We start from the raw sequence: 22,067 nt of genomic DNA on the forward strand, positions 1-22,067 counted from the left end.
CCTTGGCGAAGGGGGTTCATGTACGGAAAATATCCAAAGAACCAAACTGGAATGATCATAATAAAGGCAAGACGAATATCAAATTTTGCGCCTAAGTAGAAGGCTCTGAGTAAATCCTCTTCCGTGAAAGCCGTCGCAGTGCCTTTAAAAGAAAGATAGAAAATCACGCGCAGGATTGCGAAAAAAATAAAGTGGAACAAAAATAACTTAGCTAAGAAATACATTCTTTGGTGTAGATTAAACATAAGAACAACCTAATACAAAATAAGCTCTGATACAAAACTGCTTATTAAAAAGCGCTTCGCATCATTTGCTTATTGTATAATAACTTTGGAAATTTGCGATTGAGGGCTTGTTATGTAGCTTTGCGGAGCTTATTGTTTTTTTCTTCTTACGTGTATCTGACATATAGTTTTTGTTCCATTTTTATGGATTTCTAAAATGTTATTAAGTGTCGGTACGGACCCTAGAGATCCTCTCTTTAACGGCTTTTGAATATCCAAGGCACTTAGCGATATCTTCTGCTTTTTCGGGGCTTACACCTTTTCTTCCTTTTTCGATGTCACATAAATTGGCCGCTGATATTTTTAATTTTTGAGCAAATTCTTTTTGAGACAATTCTTCAGAAAGTCTCCAGGATCTTAAAAAATTTCCAAGTGAGTTTCTATCGTTAAATTAAATTAGAAGCTAATTTTTCATACTAAAATATAATGATTTCAATATGTTGACCGATTATCGGACAATTGATTTTTTAAGTAGAAAATTCTGATAATAGAGCTGCGCCTATACTTCCTGCGGAATCGGAGAGCCTATGTTTTAAGATTCGAGGAGGGTCTTCTTTATGAAAAAGATGAGGTTTCATCAGATTTTCTAAATCAGAATAGAGCTCATCCGCTTTGCTGACTCCGCCGCCCAACACAAAATAATCGGGATCTAGAATATTTGTGAGTCTCGCTAAAAATAGCGCGAGATCTTGCTTATAAATTTCTAAAAAATCTTTCTTTTTAAAGATAATTGATGTTGAGGCTTCTTCTCCGGTTTTTTCAAAATAAAAATTTTGGTATCCTGGCCCTGATAAGTAAAGTTCTGCGCAATCAAATTGACCACAGTAACAAAGCTTTTCGCCTTTTTTTAAAAAGGTATGTCCAGCCTCTCCTGCAGCTCCGCGTTTTCCCGAGTAGATTTTTCCATTCAGAATAATCCCGCTGCCAACTCCAGTCCCTAAAATGATTCCCACCATATTTTGAGATTTGATACTTCTACCAACACCGTAATGACATTCGGCTAACGCAAAACAATTAGCATCATTTTCCGCCCGAATCGGAATATCAATATTTAGGATTTTAAGGAAATCACTTTTAATATCTTTTCCCTCTAAAACGCGGGTATTTCCAACAAGCATTTTTTGACTAACAGGACAAACGGTTCCAGGTAGAGCAAGCCCAATGGAAGTGATATCTTTCGGAGTGATTTTTTGATCATCAATGCAGGCATCGAAAAGTTTTTTAAGCACCGAGAGAATATGATCATATCCACGATCTCTTTCTGTCGGCTCGCGTAGTTGGAATAGAATTTTTTCATCTTGAGAAAGTAAAACAATCTCAGTTTTTGTTCCGCCTATGTCATAGCCGGTGTGTAAAGTAGATTTCGTCGTCATTAATTTAAATATGTATATGTTAAATTTTTGTCTGGCTATATAGTTTCAATAAGTTAATACCAAGTGGCTTTGCTATGATGCACAGTCATTCAGATTTAAAAGAGTTAACTCAGTAAGTACAATCGACATATTCAAAGCTGCTCTGAACGTAGATAGAGCAGAGCCCTGCTCTTCGTTTCCTCAGCTAACGCAACGCACGCATTTTAAGCATAGATAAAACCTCAATTTTATGGCTAATTAGATAAAGTTTCAGAGGTAATAATGGCATTAATTCCAATCATTTTATCGGGCGGTAGTGGCACAAGGCTTTGGCCAATGTCGCGTGCGAATATGCCAAAGCAATTTTGCAAGTTTTGGGATGAGAGCCTTCTTACAAAATCTATTTTGAGATTAAATAAATTAGGTGAGCCTTGGTGTGTCACTACAAAGTCATTGCAGCCGTTGACGGAAAAATCTTTCAAAGAAACAGGCATCAAAACTTCGAATATTATTTATGAACCGTTTGGAAAAAACACGGCACCTGCAATTGCCCTTTTATGTAAATCTTTTGAGCTCAGTGGAAAATCTCAAGAAACAGTTGGCGTATTTCCATCCGATCATTTTATTGAAAAGACAGATTTATTTTTAAAATGCATTAATGAAGCAGCAAATGCTGCGCAAAGTGGAAGTGTTGTTACTTTAGGAATTGTTCCTACAAATCCATCTACGGGATACGGATACATCGAAGTAAATAGTAAAATAGATCAAATCGAAACAAATAAAGCAGTTGTTGACGTTGTGAGATTCAGAGAAAAGCCAGATCAAAATACTGCGGAAGAATTTATTCAATCTAGAAAGTTCCTATGGAATGCAGGTATTTTCGTATTCAAAGTTTCTGATATGGTATCGGCATTTCAAACATACATGCCAAAACTTTGGAGTTCGCTTTCAACTTTAAAAAAAGATTTTTCTAATTTAGAAGAAGTTTATTCGACTCTTGAATCACAAAGTATCGATTTTGGAATCATGGAGAAGCTTAAGAATCAAAAATGCGTTCCATGTGATATTGGTTGGAGTGATGTAGGCTCTTGGGACGAAATCACGAAGTACATTCCTGAACACAACGATAAAATCGAAATCGAATCTAAAAATTGCACAGTGATTACGAATCAAACTAAAAACTATTCATTCTTAAACTGCGAAGATTTAATTTTGGTGGACACAAGAGATGCTATGCTGGTTTTCCCTAAGGGCAAATCAGATAAAATTTCGGATCTTTTGAAAGTACTAAAGTCAGATAAACCTCAAATGATGACAGACTTTTTCTCAGAAACAAGAAACTGGGGTGAGTTTGAAGTTTTAAGAGATGGAAATAATTTTAAATCTAAAATTATCAAAGTTGATCCTGGACAAAGACTCTCCTATCAGTCGCACGTAAAAAGAGCGGAGCACTGGATTTTAATTAAAGGTGTCGCGGAAGTTACACTAGATGATCAAATCTATAATCTGAAATCTGGAGAACACATTTTCATACCCAAAGGTGCAAAACATAGAATTTCAAATAAAACTGATGAGCTAGTTGAATTTATAGAAATCCAAGTTGGCGAGTACTTCGGCGAAGATGACATTCATAGATATAGCGATGATTATGGCAGAGCCTAAGAAATCTGAACGGGGATCGGTATTGCTTAAGTTTTTTGATCGTTACGTTGGGATACCTTTGGTTTTCATTTTGGGTTTATTTACTTTATTCAGAAACAAATCAGCCCCAGCTCAAGTAAAAAAAATTGCCATTTTAAAAACAGCAGCAATAGGTGATACAGTTTTGGTCACGGCGATTATTAATGATTTAAAATTATTTTACCCTGATGTAGAAATAGATTTTTATTCTGGTGCTTCGAACTTTGCTTTTGCAAAACTCATTGGGCAATGTCGTAAAGTTATTCAGCTTCCAATTAAAAACTTTCCGAAGCTCTTCGAAATATTAAAATCAGAAAAGTATGACTTACTTCTAGATTTCGGAGCTTGGCCGAGAATTAATTCTGTGTGTTCTTTCTTTATTGATGCTGACTACAAAGTTGGCTTTAAAACACAAGATCAGTATAGACATTTTGTGTACGATAAATCAGTTGATCACTCTAATGAAATTCATGAATTAGAGAATTATAGAAATATAATTAGAAGCATTGGGATAAAAACAACTAGTGCCCCAGTAATTCCTGAGGGCGAAGTTCCAAAAAACCTCATGCACAATTTGCAACAGCCATACATAGTTTGTCATTTATGGCCGGGCGGTGAAAGAAGTGATCTTAAAGAATGGACATTTGAAAATTGGAAAAAAATAATATCATTTGTGCAGAGTAAGAATTATTTTGTTTTACTCACTGGTGGGAAAGAAGATTTAGATAAGAATTCTAATTTTCTAAATGCCACAGGAGTAAAGGCTTACAATATGGCGGGCACCACTGTATCAGAAACAATTGGTGCTTTAAAAAATGCAAAAGTCGTAATCTCTGTAAATACTGGAATCATGCATATCGCAGCTGGATTGAATGTACCAACGGTTGGATTGCACGGACCAACGTCAGTAAAAAGATGGGGGCCTGTCGGTAGAAATGTATGCTCTGTAATTTCACAACTCGAAGGCTGCCAATATTTAAATTTAGGATTTGAATACAAACCTGAATTACAATGCATGGAATCTATTAGTGCAGATGATGTAATAGATGCTGTAAAAGCAATCGTTTAACGCATATCTCAAAAATCAAAATTCTTATTAACAAAAAATAATTTCAAATTAAATTGAATTTATTTAATAAAATCCTTTATCCTTTTCTTCAACAAAAATTTTATCCAAGGGAGGATTTAATGAATTTATTAAGATTTTTCGCGGTTGCGTTCGTCTGTAGCTTTGCTTTATTTGCAAATGCCGAATACCAAATGGATGCAAGTCAATTTAAGTTAGGTTCGTTTGATTTCATAGCACCAGTTGTAAGTGATGAATCTGATGTATCAGATAAAGAAGCAGGCTTAATTATTTTTGATGCTAGCACGGAGCAATTTAAAGGATATAGTACCACAGGTGCTTTTGTTAGTTTATCAGCGGCTGGCGGCAACAGTGTAGTAGGTAGTCCGGGCTCGTCTGAAAAAGTAACAAGAGCTCTTTTAAATAATACACAAACTACAGGTGGGGTTACTAGTCAGTCAGGTAGTTGGATTACGTATAGTAGTTGCTCTGGAGCTGGAAACTGCACATATACTATTAGTGGATACTCGGCGGCGCCCGCTTGTGTGTGTTCACCGGACAACGTTACTGCAAATGTTTGCACAGTAAAATCAATTACAAGCACTACATTAAATGTAATCACGGTCGGCTCAGCTTTTTCAGGTGTAAATGAAAACAATACAAAAATCATCTGTATGGGGCCAAACTGATATAATTATTTAGCGTGATTCAGATTCGTGTAGTTAAGCATCTTTACCAATGAAGTAAGATGTTTCAAAGAATCGAGTCTGAAGCACGTCCTTATATAGACCGTGCTTATCTGTTCTTTGAGTTAACAAGAAAATGGCTACAGATGCTTTCGGGAAAAATCTAGATAGATATTTTGAAATGAAAGCTGGGAATGGGTAAAAATTTGATCCTTTTACAGAGATATTTTTAAAATATCCGTCCGCTTCTAAGAAATTAATAAAGCTTTTGGCTGTAAATCCTCTCACGTGAGGCCCCATCACTTCGATGCTTGTGGGCTGCATTCCGAATGCTAAGCCAACTCTATTGTGGAAGGATGCTAAATTAGGAACGCCTGTAATGATTATTCCGTCAGGCTTTAAAACTCTAGAAATTTCAGAGTAAATCCAAAAAATTTCTTTCGTATGCTCGACAACCTGATTGGCAACAACGATATCAAGGGATTGGTCGGCATAAGGAAACTTGTCTCTCTCGATATCGCAAGACTTAGCTTCTATGCCGTGCTTGGTGGCAATAGCAACATTGGGAGCATAATTATCTAATCCGGTAAGATGAACTTCAATATCAGCGGACTGCTTTATTTTACTTCTGATGCGCGTGAGATCTGTCCCTGAGCCCATTCCAATGTCCAAAACCTTAAGCGAAGTCTTCCCGCGAGAATAATCTCTAGCCCAAGTGGCAATAATGTCCCTGCCATAATTGAGTTCTACGGTATTTTCTTTTAGTTTTGTGAAGAATTGCCTTAGCATGTAGATCAAGCTAATATAATTTTTTAGGACTTTCAAATAATGGATAAGCTCAACATAACATTTGACGCACGAATGAGTGAACACTCAGGCATTGGTACGTACATAAAAAATCTTCTAAAAGAACTGGATAGAGATAAGGATGTTGAGCTTACGGTTATTTGTAAGTCAAAAAACAATTTAGATTTGAGTAACGTTAAAAAATTTCATTATTTAGAAACTGATATTTACTCCATCAAAGAACAATATGAGTTGATTAAGTTTTTTCCCAAGAAAGCAAAGAATAACTATTTCTGGAGTCCGCATATAAATATACCTTTGATGTATGGTTGCAAAAACTTAATTGTAACTGTACATGATCTACTCTTCTTTGAAGAAGACATATTTCCTCAAAATTTTTTCAAAAGAGCATATAGAAATTTATTTTTTAAATATTTATCTAAAAAATCTAAAATTATATTTACACCTTCTCAATTCACAAAGGATCTATTGAATAGGCGTTATCCAATAACGTCAGAAAAAACCGTGGTCACACATTTAGGTGTCAATTCTGAATGGAGAAAATCTCTAAGTCCAAAAAAGAAAAAAGAAATAATTTTTATAGGAAACATTAAAAAAAATAAAAACCTAGGTCTCCTGTTAAAAGCATTTAATCAAATCAAAAATCAAATTCCTCACAACCTTGTTATAATCGGGGCAAGCGAGAATATGCGATCTAAAGAAGATCTCACTCAGTTTGACATTAATGAAAAGAGAGTGGTGATTGAAGGAAGACTTTCGGACGTAGCTCTGGTGAATAAGATATCTGAGGCTGAACTCGTAGTCTGTCCGTCACTCTATGAGGGGTTTGGTCTTGTTCCTGTGGAATCTTATGCAATTGGTACGAAGGTTCTCTGTTCAGACATTCCTGTCCATAGAGAAGTTATGGGGGGCTTTGCTAATTTTTTCAAATCTGGTGATATAGATTCTTGTGCTCAAGAAATACTAAACTCTTTATCAATGCCAAATCATTTTAATAAAGAAAAATTATTTCAAAAATATGATTGGTATTTGACTGCTGAGAAATCAAAAAAATCTATTCTGAAAATTAATTAATTTTTAACTTTCTTTTAATTCTGTTCGAATATGAAATTGCAATGTATTTTGCTATATCAGTAGATTTTTTGTTCAGTAAGGGCTGTAAGCTTTTTTCAGAGACAGAATATTCTTTTAAAATATTCCAGCGCTTTAATGTCAGTTGACCATTCAGCATGGTTTCGATTTCTCGCATAGCCAATGAACGATACTGTGGATCGCTCAGTTGTTTTGCCAACACGACAAAGCTATATAAAAACATTCTATCATGATTTCGCTGCATGCTTTGTGGGTGAACTCTAATTTTTACCAATCTCTGATTTACATACGCCACAGGATATTTTTTTGTGATACGAAGCCACATATCTTGATCTTCGCATGACTTTAAATTTTCATCGAAAAGGCCCACGGCATCGAATACTTTTTTGGGAATTAAAACAGCGCTTCCACTACCGCATATTTGATTTTTAACGATAAGCTTTTCGTAAACATTGCCTTTGATTGCGGTATCAAGGTGGTAGTATTCGCTTTCATTTGGAAGTAACTGATCTTTCGTATCTACATAATTGCAATCCGTGTAGATAATCCCAAAATCGTTATCTAGCTCTTTAATTTTTTTAACCTGAGCTTCTAGCTTCGTGCTCTCCCAAAGATCATCAGCATCTAGGAGTGAAATGAACTCCCCACGAGCTGACTGTATGCCTAAATTTCTAGCCGAGCTAAGGCCTCCGTTTGTCTTTGTAAAAATTTGCACTTGAGGGTTGGTTTTATACTTTTCTAAAATAGCTTGTGTAGAATCAGTTGAGCCGTCATTGACGATAAGAAGTTCAAAATCTTTGTGAGATTGTTCGAGCACGGACTGAATTGTTTGCTCAACGTATTTCGCCCCATTATAAACTGGAATCACAACGGATATTAGTGGGGTGGTGTTCGTGTTTAACATTTTTATTCCTTAAGCTTTTATAAACCATTTTATCATCCAATTAAGAATGATATTTGATGCATTTGCGCATAAAGTCATGTGCCATTGATCAGTTACAGCTTTCATTTTAATGGTGCCGATAATAATATCAACTCCTTATGATAGGATCTGCTTTGCCAATCTCAATTATATTACCTGTATACAATGGAGCTTTGTACTTAAAAGAATCCATTGATTCGATCCTTAATCAGGAATATGAAAATTTTGAACTCATTATAATTGATGATGGGTCCAAAGATAACTCTTGGGAGATCATTGAATCTTGCGCAAAAAACCCAAAGATTAAGGCGCATAAGCAAGCGAATCACGGCCTGGCTGCAACTCTGAATACTGGTATATCTCTGGCAAAATATGATTACATTGCAAGACAGGATCAAGATGATATTTCTTTGCCTGGCAGGCTTAAAGCTCAAATGTTGTTTTTATTAAATAATCCAACTGTAGATCTAGTAGGGACTTGGGCTCAAGTGATTGAGGAAGATAAGTTGGTAGATCGATATTTAAAGCACGAGATAGAAGACAAAAAAATAAAAACATTTTTGCTGTTCGATACACCTTTTGTTCACACGTCTGTTTTATTTAAAAAAAAGGTGGCGATGGATGTTGGGCTTTATGCGACAGATCTGAATGTTCAGCCTCCAGAAGATTATGAATTCTGGACAAGATTTGCTCTTAAGCATGAGTTGGCTAATATTCCAGAAATATTGATCCATTACAGAGAAGTAAAAACAAGTATGTCTAGGCAAATCGGAAATACTTTCGCAAAGAATATGATTGCAGCGGGATCGATATATGCAGGCTTAATTACACAAGAAAAAGAGAGTCCTTCTGTTCTTACACAAATTTATCAAAAAGTACCGCTAACAAGCCGCATTTATCCTTTGGGTATTTTTTTGAAATACAAAAAGTTTTGGGAGAAGACCAATAAAGAAAATTTTGATTTTAGTTGTTCGGTTGCCAGGTACCACTTAAAGACTCTATTCAAAAATTATATAAAACTTAAATTATTATCAAAGCAATCATAATGAACTCTATTAAAATTCCAAATTATGGCGATACTAATTTTATAACTGGCATGAGGGCGTGGGCAGCGTTAATTACAGTGTTGATTCACACTGGGGGCGCTGGCTTAAGAGGATTGGGACCAATTGGTAACTATGTCGCGGACTTGGGAAGAACGGGCGTCTATACATTTTTTGTGATTTCAGGGTTTTGTGTCGCTCAATCATTTTTTCATTCCAAATCTTATAAAAATTATTTTTCAAAGAGATATCACAGAATTGCACCTTTATACTTTTTTTGGTTAACGATTTGTGGAATTAGAATTTATGCATCCACAGGGCTAGAAAGTTTTGATTTTTTAGACATTTTTCTACGTTATAGTTTTTTAGGATTCTTTAATTATAAAATTCAAAGCAACGGGTGGATCGGCGTGGAATGGTCCTTGCCTATAGAAATGTTCTGGTATGTATTTGTTCCTCCGCTGATGTTACTTTGCAATACTGTCAAAAAAGCAGTGGTTTTAGTGTTATTCAGTCTACCAGTAATATTGGCTTTGAAGTCTACTTTGAATCACATATTAAAAGACACGGGAGTGGATGTAGGCAACTTCTACCACTGGAGCCCGATACCATATTTTTTCTCATTTTCTCTGGGAATATTGGCTTTCAACATTCGACAGAGCTTATCTAAATTTTTTATTGATAAGAAATATATTATTAATTTAAATTTCTTTGCACTTGCTGTCTATATTCTACTGGCTAGCTATTCTATCAAAGTTCAAAGATACGAATTTTTTATTATTTCGATTTTTACATTTCTAGTATTATCTTTTGGGTCCCATACGAATATAATATTGAAAACTTTATTCATTCCAAAGCCCATTCAAGTCATAGGTGTTTTGAGTTACGGAATTTATTTATGTCATATTCAAGTTATGGGAATGTGGAATAATTTTTCTAGCTTGATCCCTAATCCTACAGTTAAATTTTTAATTGTAGCGGCGGGATCAATTTTTGTCTCATTTCTAACTTATAAGGTTATTGAGCAAGAAAAATATAAATCAATTTTCAAGATCAAGACCTTGAATAACTAACCGAGCAAACTCTTCAGGCAGAAATTTTTTAAAGGCATCACTTTTTAAATACTCTTTACCTGCTTCAATATATTTATTCCATTCGGATTCATTCATGTTGATTAGCGCTTGAATGAGTTCTGGAGTAGAAGAATATTTTCTGCGATCCACGTATGTTTGCGGAGGAATTACCTTTTCTATATTTGGATCACCCCAATATATAGGAACACAGCCAGCTCTTAGGCAATCAAATATTTTTTCTGTGATATAGCCGGGCTCGCCCAATAGATTTTCATAACAAAGTCCAAAACGGTAATCAGGATATATATCAAACTTGGAGTCGACGACCCCTTTCCATTGTGGATAGCCTTCCCAGCCTGGGCCATAGTGGTCAAAGCTTTCAGGGAGGTTGTCTCTCATATACTCGATTACAGTCTTTCTTTCAGAGTAAAGTTCTCGAGGTTGATTTGAAGTTTTATTTCCTGAAAAATTAACTAGTAATTTTCTATCGTTAAAAGATTTACCAGGAGATAAAGGAGAAATTTTGTAAGGTTGCGGCCAACGCACTTGTTTGTAGATAGAATTTTTTTTCAAAAATCGATCATTCCAAGTGAAAACTCTTGGGAATAGTTTATGCAAGTCTTCTCGGTCATTTTCAGGTACCACTACAGAAGGTTCCCATATCATCAGGGCTAGTTTTTCCTGAAACCCATCACGTAGTATTTTTTTATACAACTTTGGAATTATAGTAGAATTTTTCACCATGGCCTTAATGCGCTGAAGATTTAATCTGAAGCGGTGAGATGGTGAGCGCAATTCATCAGGCATGTTCATAAAAACAATTCTATGTGCGCTTTTTAAATCAAAATTAGCTTTGTAAGTTGTTGTGGCTACATACCCTTTCTCATGGAGGCGGGCACGCAAATAGTACCAAGGAGCATACAGCTCATTCTCTTTATCTTTAATTTCCTCATCGCTTCCAAACATACCACTATGCAAAGGCGATGGAGGGTGAAAAAGAATAGTTTTCATGAAGTGTAATCTACCTTAGCTCAGAGGATTTCCGGTAAGTCCTCTAAAGATGTTGATTGTATCCTTTATGCTGTAATTTAGAGGATATTTATATTCGAAGTTTGTTTTTTTAAATTTATCACCGTTCACTTCGTAAGATAGCTCATTCATAATCTTCGATTTTGTAAATTCAATTTTAAGATCTGGTATCTCTAGCTGGATCATTTGTACAATGTCATCGACAGTGTGATTTCCATTAACAATGTTATAAGTTTGGTTTTCAAATAATTTCTTCTCTACAATATGGGTGAAAGCTCGAACACAATCGTTCAATGATAAGTAGGGTCTTTTTTGATGAAGAGCTGTTTCCCAAACATTAATAGGCTTTTTAACAACGGCGTTCCAGCAGAAGCTGTTTACTGCTGTATGGAATCTCATTCCAGCAGATGTGCCCGAAATAGTTCCAAGACGACAAATCGAATATTTTAAATTTTGTTCTCTACCTAATTGCTTAATAAAATCTTCTTCTTTAAGTTTAATTCTCGAATAAGGGCTTTGAGCATTGAGATCTTCGCCACCAGCAGTTTCATCGATTTGACTCTTTTTAGTGGAGTACACACTGCACGTTGAAGGAAAAATCATTGGTACAGAAGCCTTAGCGCAAAATTTCGCTACGTTAGATGACATTGAAAAGTTAAGGTCTTCGTACAAACTAGGATTCTCAGCGCTTTTAGAGGGTTCAGTGAGTGCTGCTAGATGTATTAGAGCATCTGCTTTATCAATGTACGAAGAAATATCATCTTTAGCCACATCTAACTCTACAAATTTGTAAGTGGCCTTTTTTGATTCCAGATTAAAAAGCGATGAGTAGCGTTGTGTAGCTAGGTTATCAATCATGATAATTTCAGGATTTGAAATACTATTTGGAATCTCTCTTACAAGTTGCGAGCCAATATGTCCTAAAGCGCCTGTAACTATAATTTTCATAATTTTTTATCTACCAATTTTTTTATACCGTCACACACGTAATCAATTTGATCATCAGTCAAATTAAATGCACCTGGCAGGTTTATTCCGCGAGATGATATGTCGTATGCAATCTTGTTTTTAGTTTCATATGCACTTTGTTGATCGTAAGCAGGAAGAGACGAAAGAGGATAAAAAAATGGTCGCGCTGGTATTTTAATAGCATTGAGTTTCTCTAGTGCAATCTCTTTACTGATGTCATGACTCTTTCCAAATACTAGGCCAGTAATCCATGCGCCGTTTATGCCACCTTCGGGTTCCGGGTTAAATGTGATGTCTGGAATGTCTTTGAGTTTATTCTTATAAGATTCTAAGTGGTGACGCTTCATTTTTAGCAATTCATCAATTCGTTTAAATTGAGCATAACCGAGTGCTGCTTGAATGTTGAAAGGCATGTACTTATATGTGATTTCATAATTGTAGTAAGGTTTTCCGCTTGGTTTTCTTCCGTGATCACGCAAGAACATGCATCTTTCATATAATTTATCATCATCCAGCAGGAGCATGCCGCCTTCGCCAGTACAAATAGTTTTAGTGCGATGAAAGCTAAACACAGACGCTTTACCAAATTTTCCAGCTTTAACACCTTTATAAGTTGAGCCTAAAGCCTCAGCTGCGTCTTCAATCAGAACGAGTCCTTTTTCATCAGCAAGCCTTTGTAATTCATCAAAATTAGGCATATTTCCAAATAGATCAACTGCGATGATCGCCTTTGTTTTAGGTGTGATGCGCTCACGAATTGAGTTAACATCAATACACCAAGTTACCGGGTCAATATCTGAAAAAATAGTTTTAGCGCGAAGATAAGATATACCAGCAGTGCTTCCAACCCACGTGCAGTCAGGTACGATTACTTCATCATTATCACTAACACCAAGTGCCGTGAGCAAGAGGTGTAGCGCCGTTGTGCAGTTTGGAGTCATGATGCCGTATTTACGGTTGTGATAAGCTGCAAACTCTTTTTGAAAAATTTCGCAATAGTGATATGCATTTTCATACCAGCCATTTTTCAATGCATCCATAACATAAGAAACTTCAACTTCAGTAACGGAAGGGCCGGCAGCAAATATCTGTTTCATAACTATATCCTCGTTTTTCATGAGATTGGCGGACCACGTAGCCAATCAAACTTAATATCAGGCGAATCGTAAGGAATTCGAATTTCATCAGCGGGGTCATATGTATGAGACATCATATAAAATAGATTTACGGGTCCTTGAACCACTTTGCACCCGTGTGCAATTCCCGGAGGTACTTTCAAGATCTGCGGCCTTTGATTTTCGCCCACAACTAAGTCCATAGTTTGCTTGTAAGTTTTTGAATCTTTTCTCAAATCGCAAAGACCAATTCTCAAAACTCCAGTAGCAACATACCAGTAGTCTGTCTGCACATTATGATAGTGCCAAGCCTTGATCACTCCATTGTACATGTAAGAATGGCTCCATTGTCCAAAGCCGACATCTTTGAAAAAAGAATCTGTTGTTCTGATAAGCTCTCTAAAAAAGCCGCGCTCATCACCGTGAGTTACTAATTCTTTAAACTCTATTCCATCTATCATTTGTTCTCCGGTTTTTTACAAAAAAGAATATTTACAGAATTTTTTAAACGCTGATCTTCTGGAAAGTTATCCATTGGCATATCTTGTTCTTTACCAAAAATTGTAGGGTGATAAGTGGATTGAAAAGAGAAGTTGTACCCAATATCTTTGAAGAAAGACTTGAAGTTATTAAGATTAAAAAACCAAACAGGAATTTTTGATTCGTAATAGTTCTGAGTAGTTACGAAATCCTCAAAGCTTCCGCCTAAAAAATCTGTAAACAAGAAAAATTTTGGAGAAAATCCATTGAGCTTTGAAATGAGCTCTTTCCATTTTTCTACGTAATGAATACTCGATCCAAAGTGTATGACGTCGTAATTTGTATTTACATTAATTTCTGAAATTGATTTTACAAATTTTAAATTCTTATTATTTTTGAACACATCAGCGCCAGCCTTACAAACTTCTTCTGTATCTAAAATAGTATAATCAATGTTTGCCGAATCAGTTAGGCATTGTGAGAGAACAGCATATGTAAACCCTATGCCTCCTCCAAAATCTAAGATTCTGATGGGCCTAGATAGCTGAGCCTGTAGCGTTGCTACTAAAACAGGGAGATGGTTGTCGCGATGTCTTTTAAGAATAATGTCTTTTTCTAAAGATGAATTATCTAATAAAAATTTTTTTAATTGATCAACGTATCTTTGAGAAGCAGAAGTTGCTTCATAACCTTTTCCGGCTCCAGGACACTCTGAGAAACTTTTATAAGTGCCCTCCCAAATATACTTGTTATTTAAGTCCACTATATAACCTTTACCTCTGGAACATAAACAATCCACTTGCCGCCTTTGCTAACAAAGTCTTGTTCTTTTTCCATTATTTCTTTGGCATGATTCCAACCGAACAGCAAAGCGTAATCTGGATATTGAGATTTAAATTGATCAGGAGATTTCACAGGGATATGGACTCCCGGACTAAACTTGTTCTGCTTTAGTGGTGTTGTGTCGCTAATAAACTCAACTAAGTCCGGAGTGATATTGCAATAGTTAGTTACAGTAGTGCTTTTTGAAGTAGCTGCGTAACCTACAACACGTTTTCCATCCAGTTTAAGTTTTTTAAGAAGAGAGAAAAGTTTCTCTTTTGAGTTTTCAACATTCTTAGAAAACTTAATATATGTCTCTAGATTTTCAAGACCAATATTTTTTTCAAACTCAATTTGTTTTTTCACAGCTTGAGAAACTTTTTGGGCTCCCGCATGAGCGATAAAATATCTCATCGAGCCACCATGAGTCTCGATGTGCTCCACATCAACAAGTTCTAGCCCATTACGCTGAGCTAGGTTTGAAACTGAAAGTGCAGAAAAGAAGAATACGTGTTCATCATAAATTTGATCGTACGAAGTTTTTTGAATAATATCTCCTAAGTACGGATCTTCATAGACAAAGTAGCCTTTAGGCGATAATAATTTTTTAACACCTTGGTAGATGGAATTAATATTAGGAATGTGACAAATCACATTAGCAGAAAATATTAAATCAGCGGTACCGTTCTTAGATACAATTTGAGCTGCCAATTCTTTATCGAAAAACTCCGTTGTTGTATTGATGCCTTTTTCCATTGCGCATTTTGCAACATTGGCAGAAGGTTCTACTCCAAGATGGCGAATATTTTTATTTTTAAAATTTTGAAGAAAAATTCCGTCATTACTACCAATTTCTAAAACAAACGGATCTTCTTTTGGTAAAACTTTGTCTGATAATTTGTCTGCTACAGTTGCAAAGTGTTGTTCCATGTATTTTGAAGTTGAAGAGAAGAAAGCGTAATTTTCGTGAAACATCATTTTTGCATCAGGCTGACTGATCAATTGTGCCATTTTACATTCATTGCAAAAGCCAACACTCAATTCAAAAAAATATTCTTTTGAGAACTGATCTGGTGATAAAAATCCATTTGCGATGGGTTGATTGCCAAAAGATATAAATGATTCTAATTTTTTTTCGCATACTCTGCATGAAGTCGTATGTGGTTTGTTCTTTTTAAAAAAATCTATGATTTTATAACGATAAGATCTAAGAGCTATAAATGCTCCAGCGACTATAGCTACAACAGATTGGATAATTAGATTTCCGCTGCCAGGATCTAAGTAAGCCATTGCAGAATCGTGAACTAAAAAGAATAACGCACATAAGATAAAAAATGATTTCATGATGCCCCTTTGCCAATGCAAATTATCAACTTACTACACTACAAATCAAGAGGTAATTTCTCTCAATAAGAGGGTAAATACTCAATGTAATACCTCAAATCTTCTTTCGATGACAGAATGCGACAGAGGGCAATCCAATTGACAGGCTTTAGAGCATTATATTTATTGGGTGGTCACAACTAAAGGGAGTTCTCATGAAAACTAAGACCGCACCAAGTGGAAACGGGGGATCTGTTAATAAAGGCCTATGGAATGAGTTTTATGAGAAAAACAACGCCCCACTTGTGCCCTCATCATTTGCTCAAGAATGTCTTAAAATCATTGATAAAACGGGAATATTATTTGAATTAGGCTGTGGAAATGGCAGAGATTCGATCTTTTTTATCAGTAATGATATTCAAGTTATAGGCTGTGACAGCTCAGAATCTGCTATTAAACTCATAAATGACAATTATAAGAAACATATCGGAAATGAAAGTATGTTCATATGCGATGATTTTACTGCGCTAGACAACACAAAATACAAAGCAACTCTATCAACTGTATATTCACGCTTCACAATGCACTCTGTAACAGATAAAGCAGCAAGCAGCGCACTTAGCTGGGCCTTTTCAGCCTTGAAAAATGAGGGACTCCTGCTTATCGAGGCTCGCTCTGTAAAAGATAAGATGTATGGTGTAGGACAAGAAGTGGGTAGAGATGCCTTTATAAATCACCACTACAGAAGATTTTTGCGTAAAGAAGAGCTTTTGTCTGAATTAGAATCTCTGGGCTTCGTTATTGAAAATGTAGTTGAGAGTGATAATTTGGCGGTATATCAAAATGACAACCCGGTGGTTGTTCGTGTTGTAGCTAGAAAAAAATAATTATAAACTTTTTATTTTGATAATTTCCTCTGCACCTATTTCAGAGCTGTTTCCTATATTGAATACATTAGACTCTAATACGTCTTTAATATTTTTTTGATAAGTTAAATAATTAGATCTCAAATTCTCAAGAAGTCCATTTAACTTCTCAAACTCTCCTATTTGTAAGACCTTGCCAATTTTCTCTCTGACGCTAACTTCAAAAGGCTGAATCGATAATTCATTGTAATCAGGATTATTAACCTTAGGAGGCGTGTTTACAAAAATAACGGGCCTATTTAGAGTAAAGGCATAATCATAAGCGGCTCCAGACCAGTCTCCAATCATAACGTCAGAATCGTATAAATCATTTTTGCTATTCATATCTGTGATGATCGATAAACTTTTAAATTCTGAAAATACTTTTGCAAGCCTTTTTTCAAGATCAGGGAATCTTCGTGTTGTCATCGGATGAAGTCTAACGCTGAGATCATGTCCTAGATTTAAAACTTCTTTTACAAGCGAAAAATCTGGATCATTTTCGATGATAGAGCCGCGTCCCCAAGTAGATGCAAAAACAATCTTCAGTTTTTGAGCACCACTAAATGTAGAAAGGTTCTCTGGTTTATTCTTTAAAAGAGAGTCTAACCTGCCATACCCATGATGAAATATATTTTTTCGTTTAAGTTTATACACGTCTTCATTTTTTCTGATTTCTGTAATGTGATACTTGCTCGAGACGAATACTGTATCGTAATTATCAAATGCTTTCTTTTTATAAACCATGTGAGTAGAAACAAGACTATGAAAAATATAGATGTAATGAACTGGAAAATGAGATCTCTTCCACGCGAAACAATGCAAGTCTGGAAGAGTAGTTACACAGACCTTTGCATTAAGGTTTAAAAAAAGCAAAGTTCTGGCCGATCCTTCGCCAATGTAAAAGGATTTAAAATTTTTATTCTCTAAATCTAATCGTGGATCTTTTTTATCGGATGTTAAGTAGCTTACGTTTTGTCCTTTTTTTAAAAGAGATTCAATTAAGGGGCCAATGTGCGGCCAATCATTGACATTTTCAGCATAGAAAACTATTTCTCTGAAAGAGGAGGGCAGTGATTCAAACGCAGTTTTGTTTTTGGAACATGTTAGAAAATTTTTTATTAAAGAAATCATTTTATACACCTTAAATAACCATGAGGATTACACGAAAGTAAGAGTTTTTGATCAAAATAATTATCGATTAAGAATCTATCGTTTTTGTTCAAAAATTCTCTAAGGGCAGAAAGAGGATTATTATTTTTCCCCCATGGTCTTGATCTATTTACATTTTTTTCTTCTTTGTATTCAATAACAGTGCTGCAACAGATGATATAAGAATCTTTTGTGACCAAGTCAGAATAAAGATCAAGCTCCTTTAGAACACTGTTTTTGGTATGATTGGCATCTAAAATTAAAATAGTTCTGCTGTCTATAGGAATTTTATTATGAATAAAAATTCGAGTGTCTTGCTCGCAGGAATCCATCTCATACAATTCAATTCTTTTTGAAAGAGAGCCCTTTGATGACAGACGTTCCTTTAAGTCTTCCGGAATGTATTTATCTATCCCTATTACTTTTCCTTGCCCGAGAGCTTCGAGTACAGAAGCATAAAATAATAAACTCCCGCCCCAAGCAACGCCAGCTTCCACAATGTAGTCGGGTTTAACTTTGAAAATGATTTCTTGAATTGCAAATAAATCTTGCGGCAACTGTAGGCATGGTTCACCTAGGAATTTTGTTTGATGAATCCAATGATACTTGTCTGCATTGAAAATCAATGTTTTGGCATCATTCGCCAATGCTTTGTCTTCTGACATTTTTTGACGTTCTTGCTTTAAAAATTCTTCAAATTCACTTCGAGAATACATTTGTTTCCTAAATTATATTTCTTCAATATCCAGGGTTATGCGATATGTTTTTCCATTCAATCTCAACTGCGCAGTGTAATCTGGCGAGAAATCATGGGCCAAAATAGTTTTAATCAACTCAGTTGCAGGCAAACTCTTATCTAAATCAATAATTCTATCTTGAAGTAAGTCCGAACGCTTTTTAGTAAGTAAGTTCTGTTGAGCTTGAGGTTTCAATGTAATCTTTCCGCTTCTTATACCATCCCAATTTTCCTTAAACAATGCTTCGCAAGTTTCTACAACTTCATTATAAACTTTTTTACCCTTGTCTTGAAAATCATACGATACATTTTGCTGAACATATATATCACCCTCGTCTATTCCGCCGGATATAGAGTGCAGGGTTACGCCAGCAGGATGGCCATATTTTAAGGCCCAAACAACGGGATCACGGCCTCGGCCATAGGGTAGGAAGCTAGGGTGAACATTTAAGGTATTTTTTGCTAGTTCCAAGTCTTCTTTCTTAAATATCATACCTCCCCAGAGATTAAGGATCCAGTCATATTCTTTTCCGGATTTAATCAAAGTTTCTCTGTAAGACTTTGGAGAATAAAATTTTATATCTCTGCTGCGTAAATAATTTTGAATTTTTTCGGCATCGGGATCCATGACCACAAAATCATAATAGTCATCGGAGTAAGATTTTAAGAGAAACTGGATAAGATTCAATCCGATTTCTTTAGATGCAAATATTAATATGTTACAACTTTTCATTTGCTCCTTCCTAAAGTTCGACCTTTTTTCCAGGATGATCTATCTAGTACAGGACCTTCAATAACATATTCATCAAGCTGGGTGAAAAATGGTTCTCTATAGGTATTAGAGTCCCAATTAAAATATTTAAACAATCTTTTTCTATTTTTATCTTCGGTTAATTTATTAATGGGAGTGCCAGGGAAATTATTTTTTCCAGCTATGCCAATGAGGTCTTGAATAGTAGAAGGGATGTCGGTGAGCTCCGCGGGAGCTTTTGAAAACTTCAAATCTCCTTTGCTATTAGGAGGTTTAACGAAAAGGATGGCATTGGCGCTGCCTGCAAGTACGTCTCCGATGATATCTTCATTCACGGGTTCCATTATTGTTCTGTCTTTGAATCGTTCAATATTTTTTGAGTCCCACCCGGTCAAATTTACCTTTATTCCAGCACCATGATCAGAGTGAAGTATTATTGCGGAGCTATCGTAAATTCCATTTTCTTTTAGGGAATCAAACAGAGCAAATACACCTTCCAAGCTGCATCTAAATAAATCTGTAGCATTTTCTCTTTTCGGGAGTAGTACTTTTGAGAGTTTGCAGTTTGAGTCGACTTCGATAGGAAAGTGAGAGGTCAAAACGTGTATAAATTTGTAAGTTGGCTGATCGTGATCTACGGTCATATTGTTAGTTATATCTGCCAGAAAGCTTCCATGAGCAAAAAATGTAGTGTAATCACTAGGATTTTTTAAAATATTCGAGAATCTCCAATTTTGATTATTGTAAATTAATTTTTTAATAAAATGTGGAGAGTGTCTAAAAAGAGAATAATTAAACAGTCTTAAGGATTCGAAGTTTCCGCCCAGTCCAGCCTTGTAAGGAACAGTTAATTTCTGATTGCTTGTGCTTTTTCCTGGTGGATAAAGGTAGTATCCATGAAAAACATCTGTTGAATATCCATGATCGGCTAGAAAGTTGATGATCGTGTTTCCGTTAAAAGTAGACTCTAAGTATGAGGCCATATTCTGGTGATTTTCATAAGCACTGCCTGATAAAAAACTTGGCACGCTCATATGTGTTCCGCAGAATGAAGAAGTGGTATTTGTATAAAAAGTAAATCCGTCTAGTTTTTTTGAATAGTATTCTGGATCTTTAGCGATAACATCTTGGAGAATATCAGATTGAATTGTATCTAGAACAATTTGAATAACGTTATTTTTTTTAGAAAAACTATAAGTTGGACTTTCTTTTTTGTTTTTAAAAGGCGTTTTATAGTTTTGCCAAATCTGCGGTACCGAAATTAGAATCACGATAAATTGAATTGCCAAAAGAAGAGTGCAAGTTGTTCTGAGCGCACTAGAAATTTTATCTTTAAATTTGAAACAAGAAAAAATAAAAGCTAGCCAAATGAAGATTTCAAAAAAACCAAAGTGTGCATTGGCGCTCCAGTCGATTGGCTTCCCATTGAAAGTCCCATAGCTCCAGACAAAAAGGTTTGCTTGAGTCCAAAGGAGGATAGCAATACTAGATAAAAACGTTTGATAAAAAGTAAATATTTTTTTATTTAGCACTTGGCTTATAGTTATCAGAATTAAAAGAATCAATAATGCGGGCAAAAGATAAAATTGAAATAAAGAAATTAGTGAGTTTGTGAACTCGTTGGAGTTGCCATTATAAATTACTGAAGGTCCTGAGAAGAATATCGTAAAAACAATAAGAAGAGCCGCCGGCAAAACTAAAAATAATTTACTCATAATTGAAAGTTCCTGATGAGAAAAAAATTAGCGCGACACATTATTATCCCCAACGATATGGCCACAATGTATCGAATAATGTATTGTTAAACAATACTTTTATGAGAGCGAACTTGAGTGAAATGAGTGTCATTAAAATGGGTAATAATAAACCAAAAGATAGTCCAAATTTTCCGAAAGTCTCCATTGGCCTTCCTACCTATAATCGCCCAGATTTTCTAAAACGCAGCATTGAAAACCTCGGTAAGCAAACCTACGCCAATTGGGAATTGATTGTATCTGATGACAGTCGCAGCGGTGCTGAGAATAGGCAAATTGTTGAGCATTTTCAAAAGCTAGGTTTCAGCATAAAATATCATAAGCCAGATAAGAATTTAGGTGCTGCGCTCAATCACAAAAGGGTTCTGGACTTATCAGATGGGGAATACTTTTTCTGGGCCTCAGATGATGACTTGTTTGATTCGAGATACATAGAGAAAGGCATAACGGCGTTAATTGAAAACCCTGATGTCTCTTGTTGGGCGTGTTCTTTTGTTAATGCGAATTCCTTTGGGCATGTCACAAGAACTTATCCCAGTATGAAAAGATGGACTTCAACTAAAAGTAAATTTTTAGATCTACTCAAATACCTCTCAGAGCCTGAGGGCCTGGGTAAGGCTTTAATTTTTCATGGGATTTTTCGTACTGAATCTTTGAAGAGCGTAGCTAATAAATATTTTATTTCCGATAGAGATCACGCCTCGGATTACCCTTTTGTATTTAGCTTTTTAATAAAAAATAAAGTTCTGGCTACTGATGAGATTTTGCTATTTAAGACCATAATCGATGAGAAAGATTCCGCGGACGTGATACCCGTGGTGCAGCAAACTTTGCGGCCTTCTTGGGGTACTTTTTATTTCCAAAATTGCCATCATCATATTTATGAATATATCAAGGCATCTAAAGGCAGCCCCTATATGTTTTTGGCGGCTATTGTAATGATATGTCGAGTGCCAATCGCGTTTAGAAATAGGTATTATCCCTCTTGTAAGAAGCTCTTTCTGAGAGCGTAAACCCTATTGCGTC

22 protein-coding genes and 1 pseudogene are annotated in these 22,067 nt (G+C 35.6%); 8 read left to right on the plus strand and 15 right to left on the minus strand.

Features of this window, described 5'->3' with window-relative positions; translation table 11 throughout:
• The 3 genes and pseudogenes from V4596_01090 to V4596_01100 all read right to left on the minus strand — a co-directional run.
• The coding region (locus V4596_01090; protein ID MES2767713.1) for a hypothetical protein at positions 1-245 on the minus strand (245 nt) is incomplete at its 3' end.
• Positions 246-447: 202 nt separating this feature from the next.
• Positions 448-645: pseudogene (locus V4596_01095) on the minus strand (helix-turn-helix transcriptional regulator).
• 106 nt (positions 646-751) lie between these two features.
• On the minus strand, positions 752-1,657 hold the full coding sequence (locus V4596_01100) for an ROK family protein (protein ID MES2767714.1): 906 nt from the start codon (positions 1,655-1,657) through the stop codon (positions 752-754).
• 261 nt (positions 1,658-1,918) lie between these two features.
• Here V4596_01100 and V4596_01105 point away from each other — a divergent pair, with 261 nt between their 5' ends.
• The 3 genes from V4596_01105 (at position 1,919) to V4596_01115 (ending at position 5,071) form a co-directional block, all read left to right on the plus strand.
• Entirely contained in the window at positions 1,919-3,298 is a 1,380-nt protein-coding gene (locus V4596_01105; GenBank protein ID MES2767715.1) for a mannose-1-phosphate guanylyltransferase/mannose-6-phosphate isomerase, read from the plus strand.
• Positions 3,258-4,385, plus strand: a complete 1,128-nt coding sequence (locus V4596_01110; GenBank protein ID MES2767716.1) for a glycosyltransferase family 9 protein — start codon at positions 3,258-3,260, stop codon at positions 4,383-4,385. Before V4596_01105 ends, V4596_01110 begins: the two co-directional genes overlap by 41 nt.
• A gap of 119 nt (positions 4,386-4,504) precedes the next feature.
• Positions 4,505-5,071 carry a hypothetical protein gene (locus V4596_01115; protein MES2767717.1) on the plus strand — a complete coding sequence of 189 codons (567 nt, stop codon included), beginning with the start codon at positions 4,505-4,507 and terminating at the stop codon, positions 5,069-5,071.
• A gap of 33 nt (positions 5,072-5,104) precedes the next feature.
• Here the strand turns inward: V4596_01115 and V4596_01120 are convergent, their stop codons facing one another.
• Positions 5,105-5,857 (minus strand): class I SAM-dependent methyltransferase, encoded by a 753-nt coding sequence (locus V4596_01120; protein ID MES2767718.1) that lies wholly within the window; start codon positions 5,855-5,857, stop codon positions 5,105-5,107.
• Between the two features lie 39 nt (positions 5,858-5,896).
• Here V4596_01120 and V4596_01125 point away from each other — a divergent pair, with 39 nt between their 5' ends.
• The gene (locus V4596_01125) at positions 5,897-6,949 is read left to right on the plus strand and encodes a glycosyltransferase family 1 protein (protein ID MES2767719.1); all 1,053 of its coding nucleotides are present in this window, start codon (positions 5,897-5,899) and stop codon (positions 6,947-6,949) included.
• Here the strand turns inward: V4596_01125 and V4596_01130 are convergent.
• Positions 6,942-7,871, minus strand: coding sequence for a glycosyltransferase (locus tag V4596_01130; protein ID MES2767720.1), 930 nt, complete (start codon positions 7,869-7,871; stop codon positions 6,942-6,944). The genes V4596_01125 and V4596_01130 overlap by 8 nt on opposite strands.
• Before the next feature lie 137 nt (positions 7,872-8,008).
• Between V4596_01130 and V4596_01135 the strand changes: the two genes are divergently transcribed.
• On the plus strand, positions 8,009-8,935 hold the full coding sequence (locus V4596_01135) for a glycosyltransferase (GenBank protein ID MES2767721.1): 927 nt from the start codon (positions 8,009-8,011) through the stop codon (positions 8,933-8,935).
• Positions 8,935-10,005, plus strand: coding sequence for an acyltransferase (locus V4596_01140; protein ID MES2767722.1), 1,071 nt, complete (start codon positions 8,935-8,937; stop codon positions 10,003-10,005). Before V4596_01135 ends, V4596_01140 begins: the two co-directional genes overlap by 1 nt.
• On the opposite strand, the gene V4596_01145 is transcribed toward V4596_01140, so the two are convergent.
• From V4596_01145 to V4596_01170, 6 genes are read right to left on the minus strand one after another with little or no spacing between them, the layout of a single operon-like run.
• Complete coding sequence (locus V4596_01145; protein MES2767723.1) at positions 9,973-11,016, minus strand: glycosyltransferase family 10; 1,044 nt, start codon at positions 11,014-11,016, stop codon at positions 9,973-9,975. The genes V4596_01140 and V4596_01145 overlap by 33 nt on opposite strands.
• Positions 11,017-11,031: 15 nt before the next feature.
• Positions 11,032-11,982, minus strand: a complete 951-nt coding sequence (locus V4596_01150) for an SDR family oxidoreductase (protein MES2767724.1) — start codon at positions 11,980-11,982, stop codon at positions 11,032-11,034.
• Positions 11,979-13,100 (minus strand): DegT/DnrJ/EryC1/StrS family aminotransferase, encoded by a 1,122-nt coding sequence (locus V4596_01155; GenBank protein ID MES2767725.1) that lies wholly within the window; start codon positions 13,098-13,100, stop codon positions 11,979-11,981. Before V4596_01155 ends, V4596_01150 begins: the two co-directional genes overlap by 4 nt.
• Positions 13,101-13,117: 17 nt before the next feature.
• Positions 13,118-13,579 carry a dTDP-4-dehydrorhamnose 3,5-epimerase family protein gene (locus V4596_01160; protein MES2767726.1) on the minus strand — a complete coding sequence of 154 codons (462 nt, stop codon included), beginning with the start codon at positions 13,577-13,579 and terminating at the stop codon, positions 13,118-13,120.
• Entirely contained in the window at positions 13,576-14,361 is a 786-nt protein-coding gene (locus tag V4596_01165; protein ID MES2767727.1) for a methyltransferase, TIGR04325 family, read from the minus strand. Before V4596_01165 ends, V4596_01160 begins: the two co-directional genes overlap by 4 nt.
• Entirely contained in the window at positions 14,361-15,764 is a 1,404-nt protein-coding gene (locus tag V4596_01170; GenBank protein ID MES2767728.1) for a class I SAM-dependent methyltransferase, read from the minus strand. Before V4596_01170 ends, V4596_01165 begins: the two co-directional genes overlap by 1 nt.
• 194 nt (positions 15,765-15,958) lie before the next feature.
• Here V4596_01170 and V4596_01175 point away from each other — a divergent pair, with 194 nt between their 5' ends.
• Positions 15,959-16,630 carry a class I SAM-dependent methyltransferase gene (locus V4596_01175; GenBank protein MES2767729.1) on the plus strand — a complete coding sequence of 224 codons (672 nt, stop codon included), beginning with the start codon at positions 15,959-15,961 and terminating at the stop codon, positions 16,628-16,630.
• Here the strand turns inward: V4596_01175 and V4596_01180 are convergent, their stop codons facing one another.
• From V4596_01180 to V4596_01195, 4 genes are read right to left on the minus strand one after another with little or no spacing between them, the layout of a single operon-like run.
• Positions 16,631-17,782 carry a CDP-glycerol glycerophosphotransferase family protein gene (locus V4596_01180; GenBank protein MES2767730.1) on the minus strand — a complete coding sequence of 384 codons (1,152 nt, stop codon included), beginning with the start codon at positions 17,780-17,782 and terminating at the stop codon, positions 16,631-16,633. It abuts the gene before it with no gap.
• Entirely contained in the window at positions 17,779-18,516 is a 738-nt protein-coding gene (locus tag V4596_01185; protein ID MES2767731.1) for a CmcI family methyltransferase, read from the minus strand. Before V4596_01185 ends, V4596_01180 begins: the two co-directional genes overlap by 4 nt.
• 12 nt (positions 18,517-18,528) lie before the next feature.
• Positions 18,529-19,269, minus strand: a complete 741-nt coding sequence (locus V4596_01190; protein MES2767732.1) for a formyltransferase family protein — start codon at positions 19,267-19,269, stop codon at positions 18,529-18,531.
• Entirely contained in the window at positions 19,266-21,002 is a 1,737-nt protein-coding gene (locus V4596_01195) for a sulfatase-like hydrolase/transferase (protein MES2767733.1), read from the minus strand. Before V4596_01195 ends, V4596_01190 begins: the two co-directional genes overlap by 4 nt.
• Positions 21,003-21,103: 101 nt before the next feature.
• Here V4596_01195 and V4596_01200 point away from each other — a divergent pair, with 101 nt between their 5' ends.
• The gene (locus V4596_01200; GenBank protein ID MES2767734.1) at positions 21,104-22,054 is read left to right on the plus strand and encodes a glycosyltransferase; all 951 of its coding nucleotides are present in this window, start codon (positions 21,104-21,106) and stop codon (positions 22,052-22,054) included.
• Positions 22,055-22,067 lie beyond the last annotated feature (13 nt).

This window comes from Bdellovibrionota bacterium (genome assembly GCA_040386775.1).
Taxonomy (GTDB): domain Bacteria; phylum Bdellovibrionota; class Bdellovibrionia; order Bdellovibrionales; family JAEYZS01; genus JAEYZS01.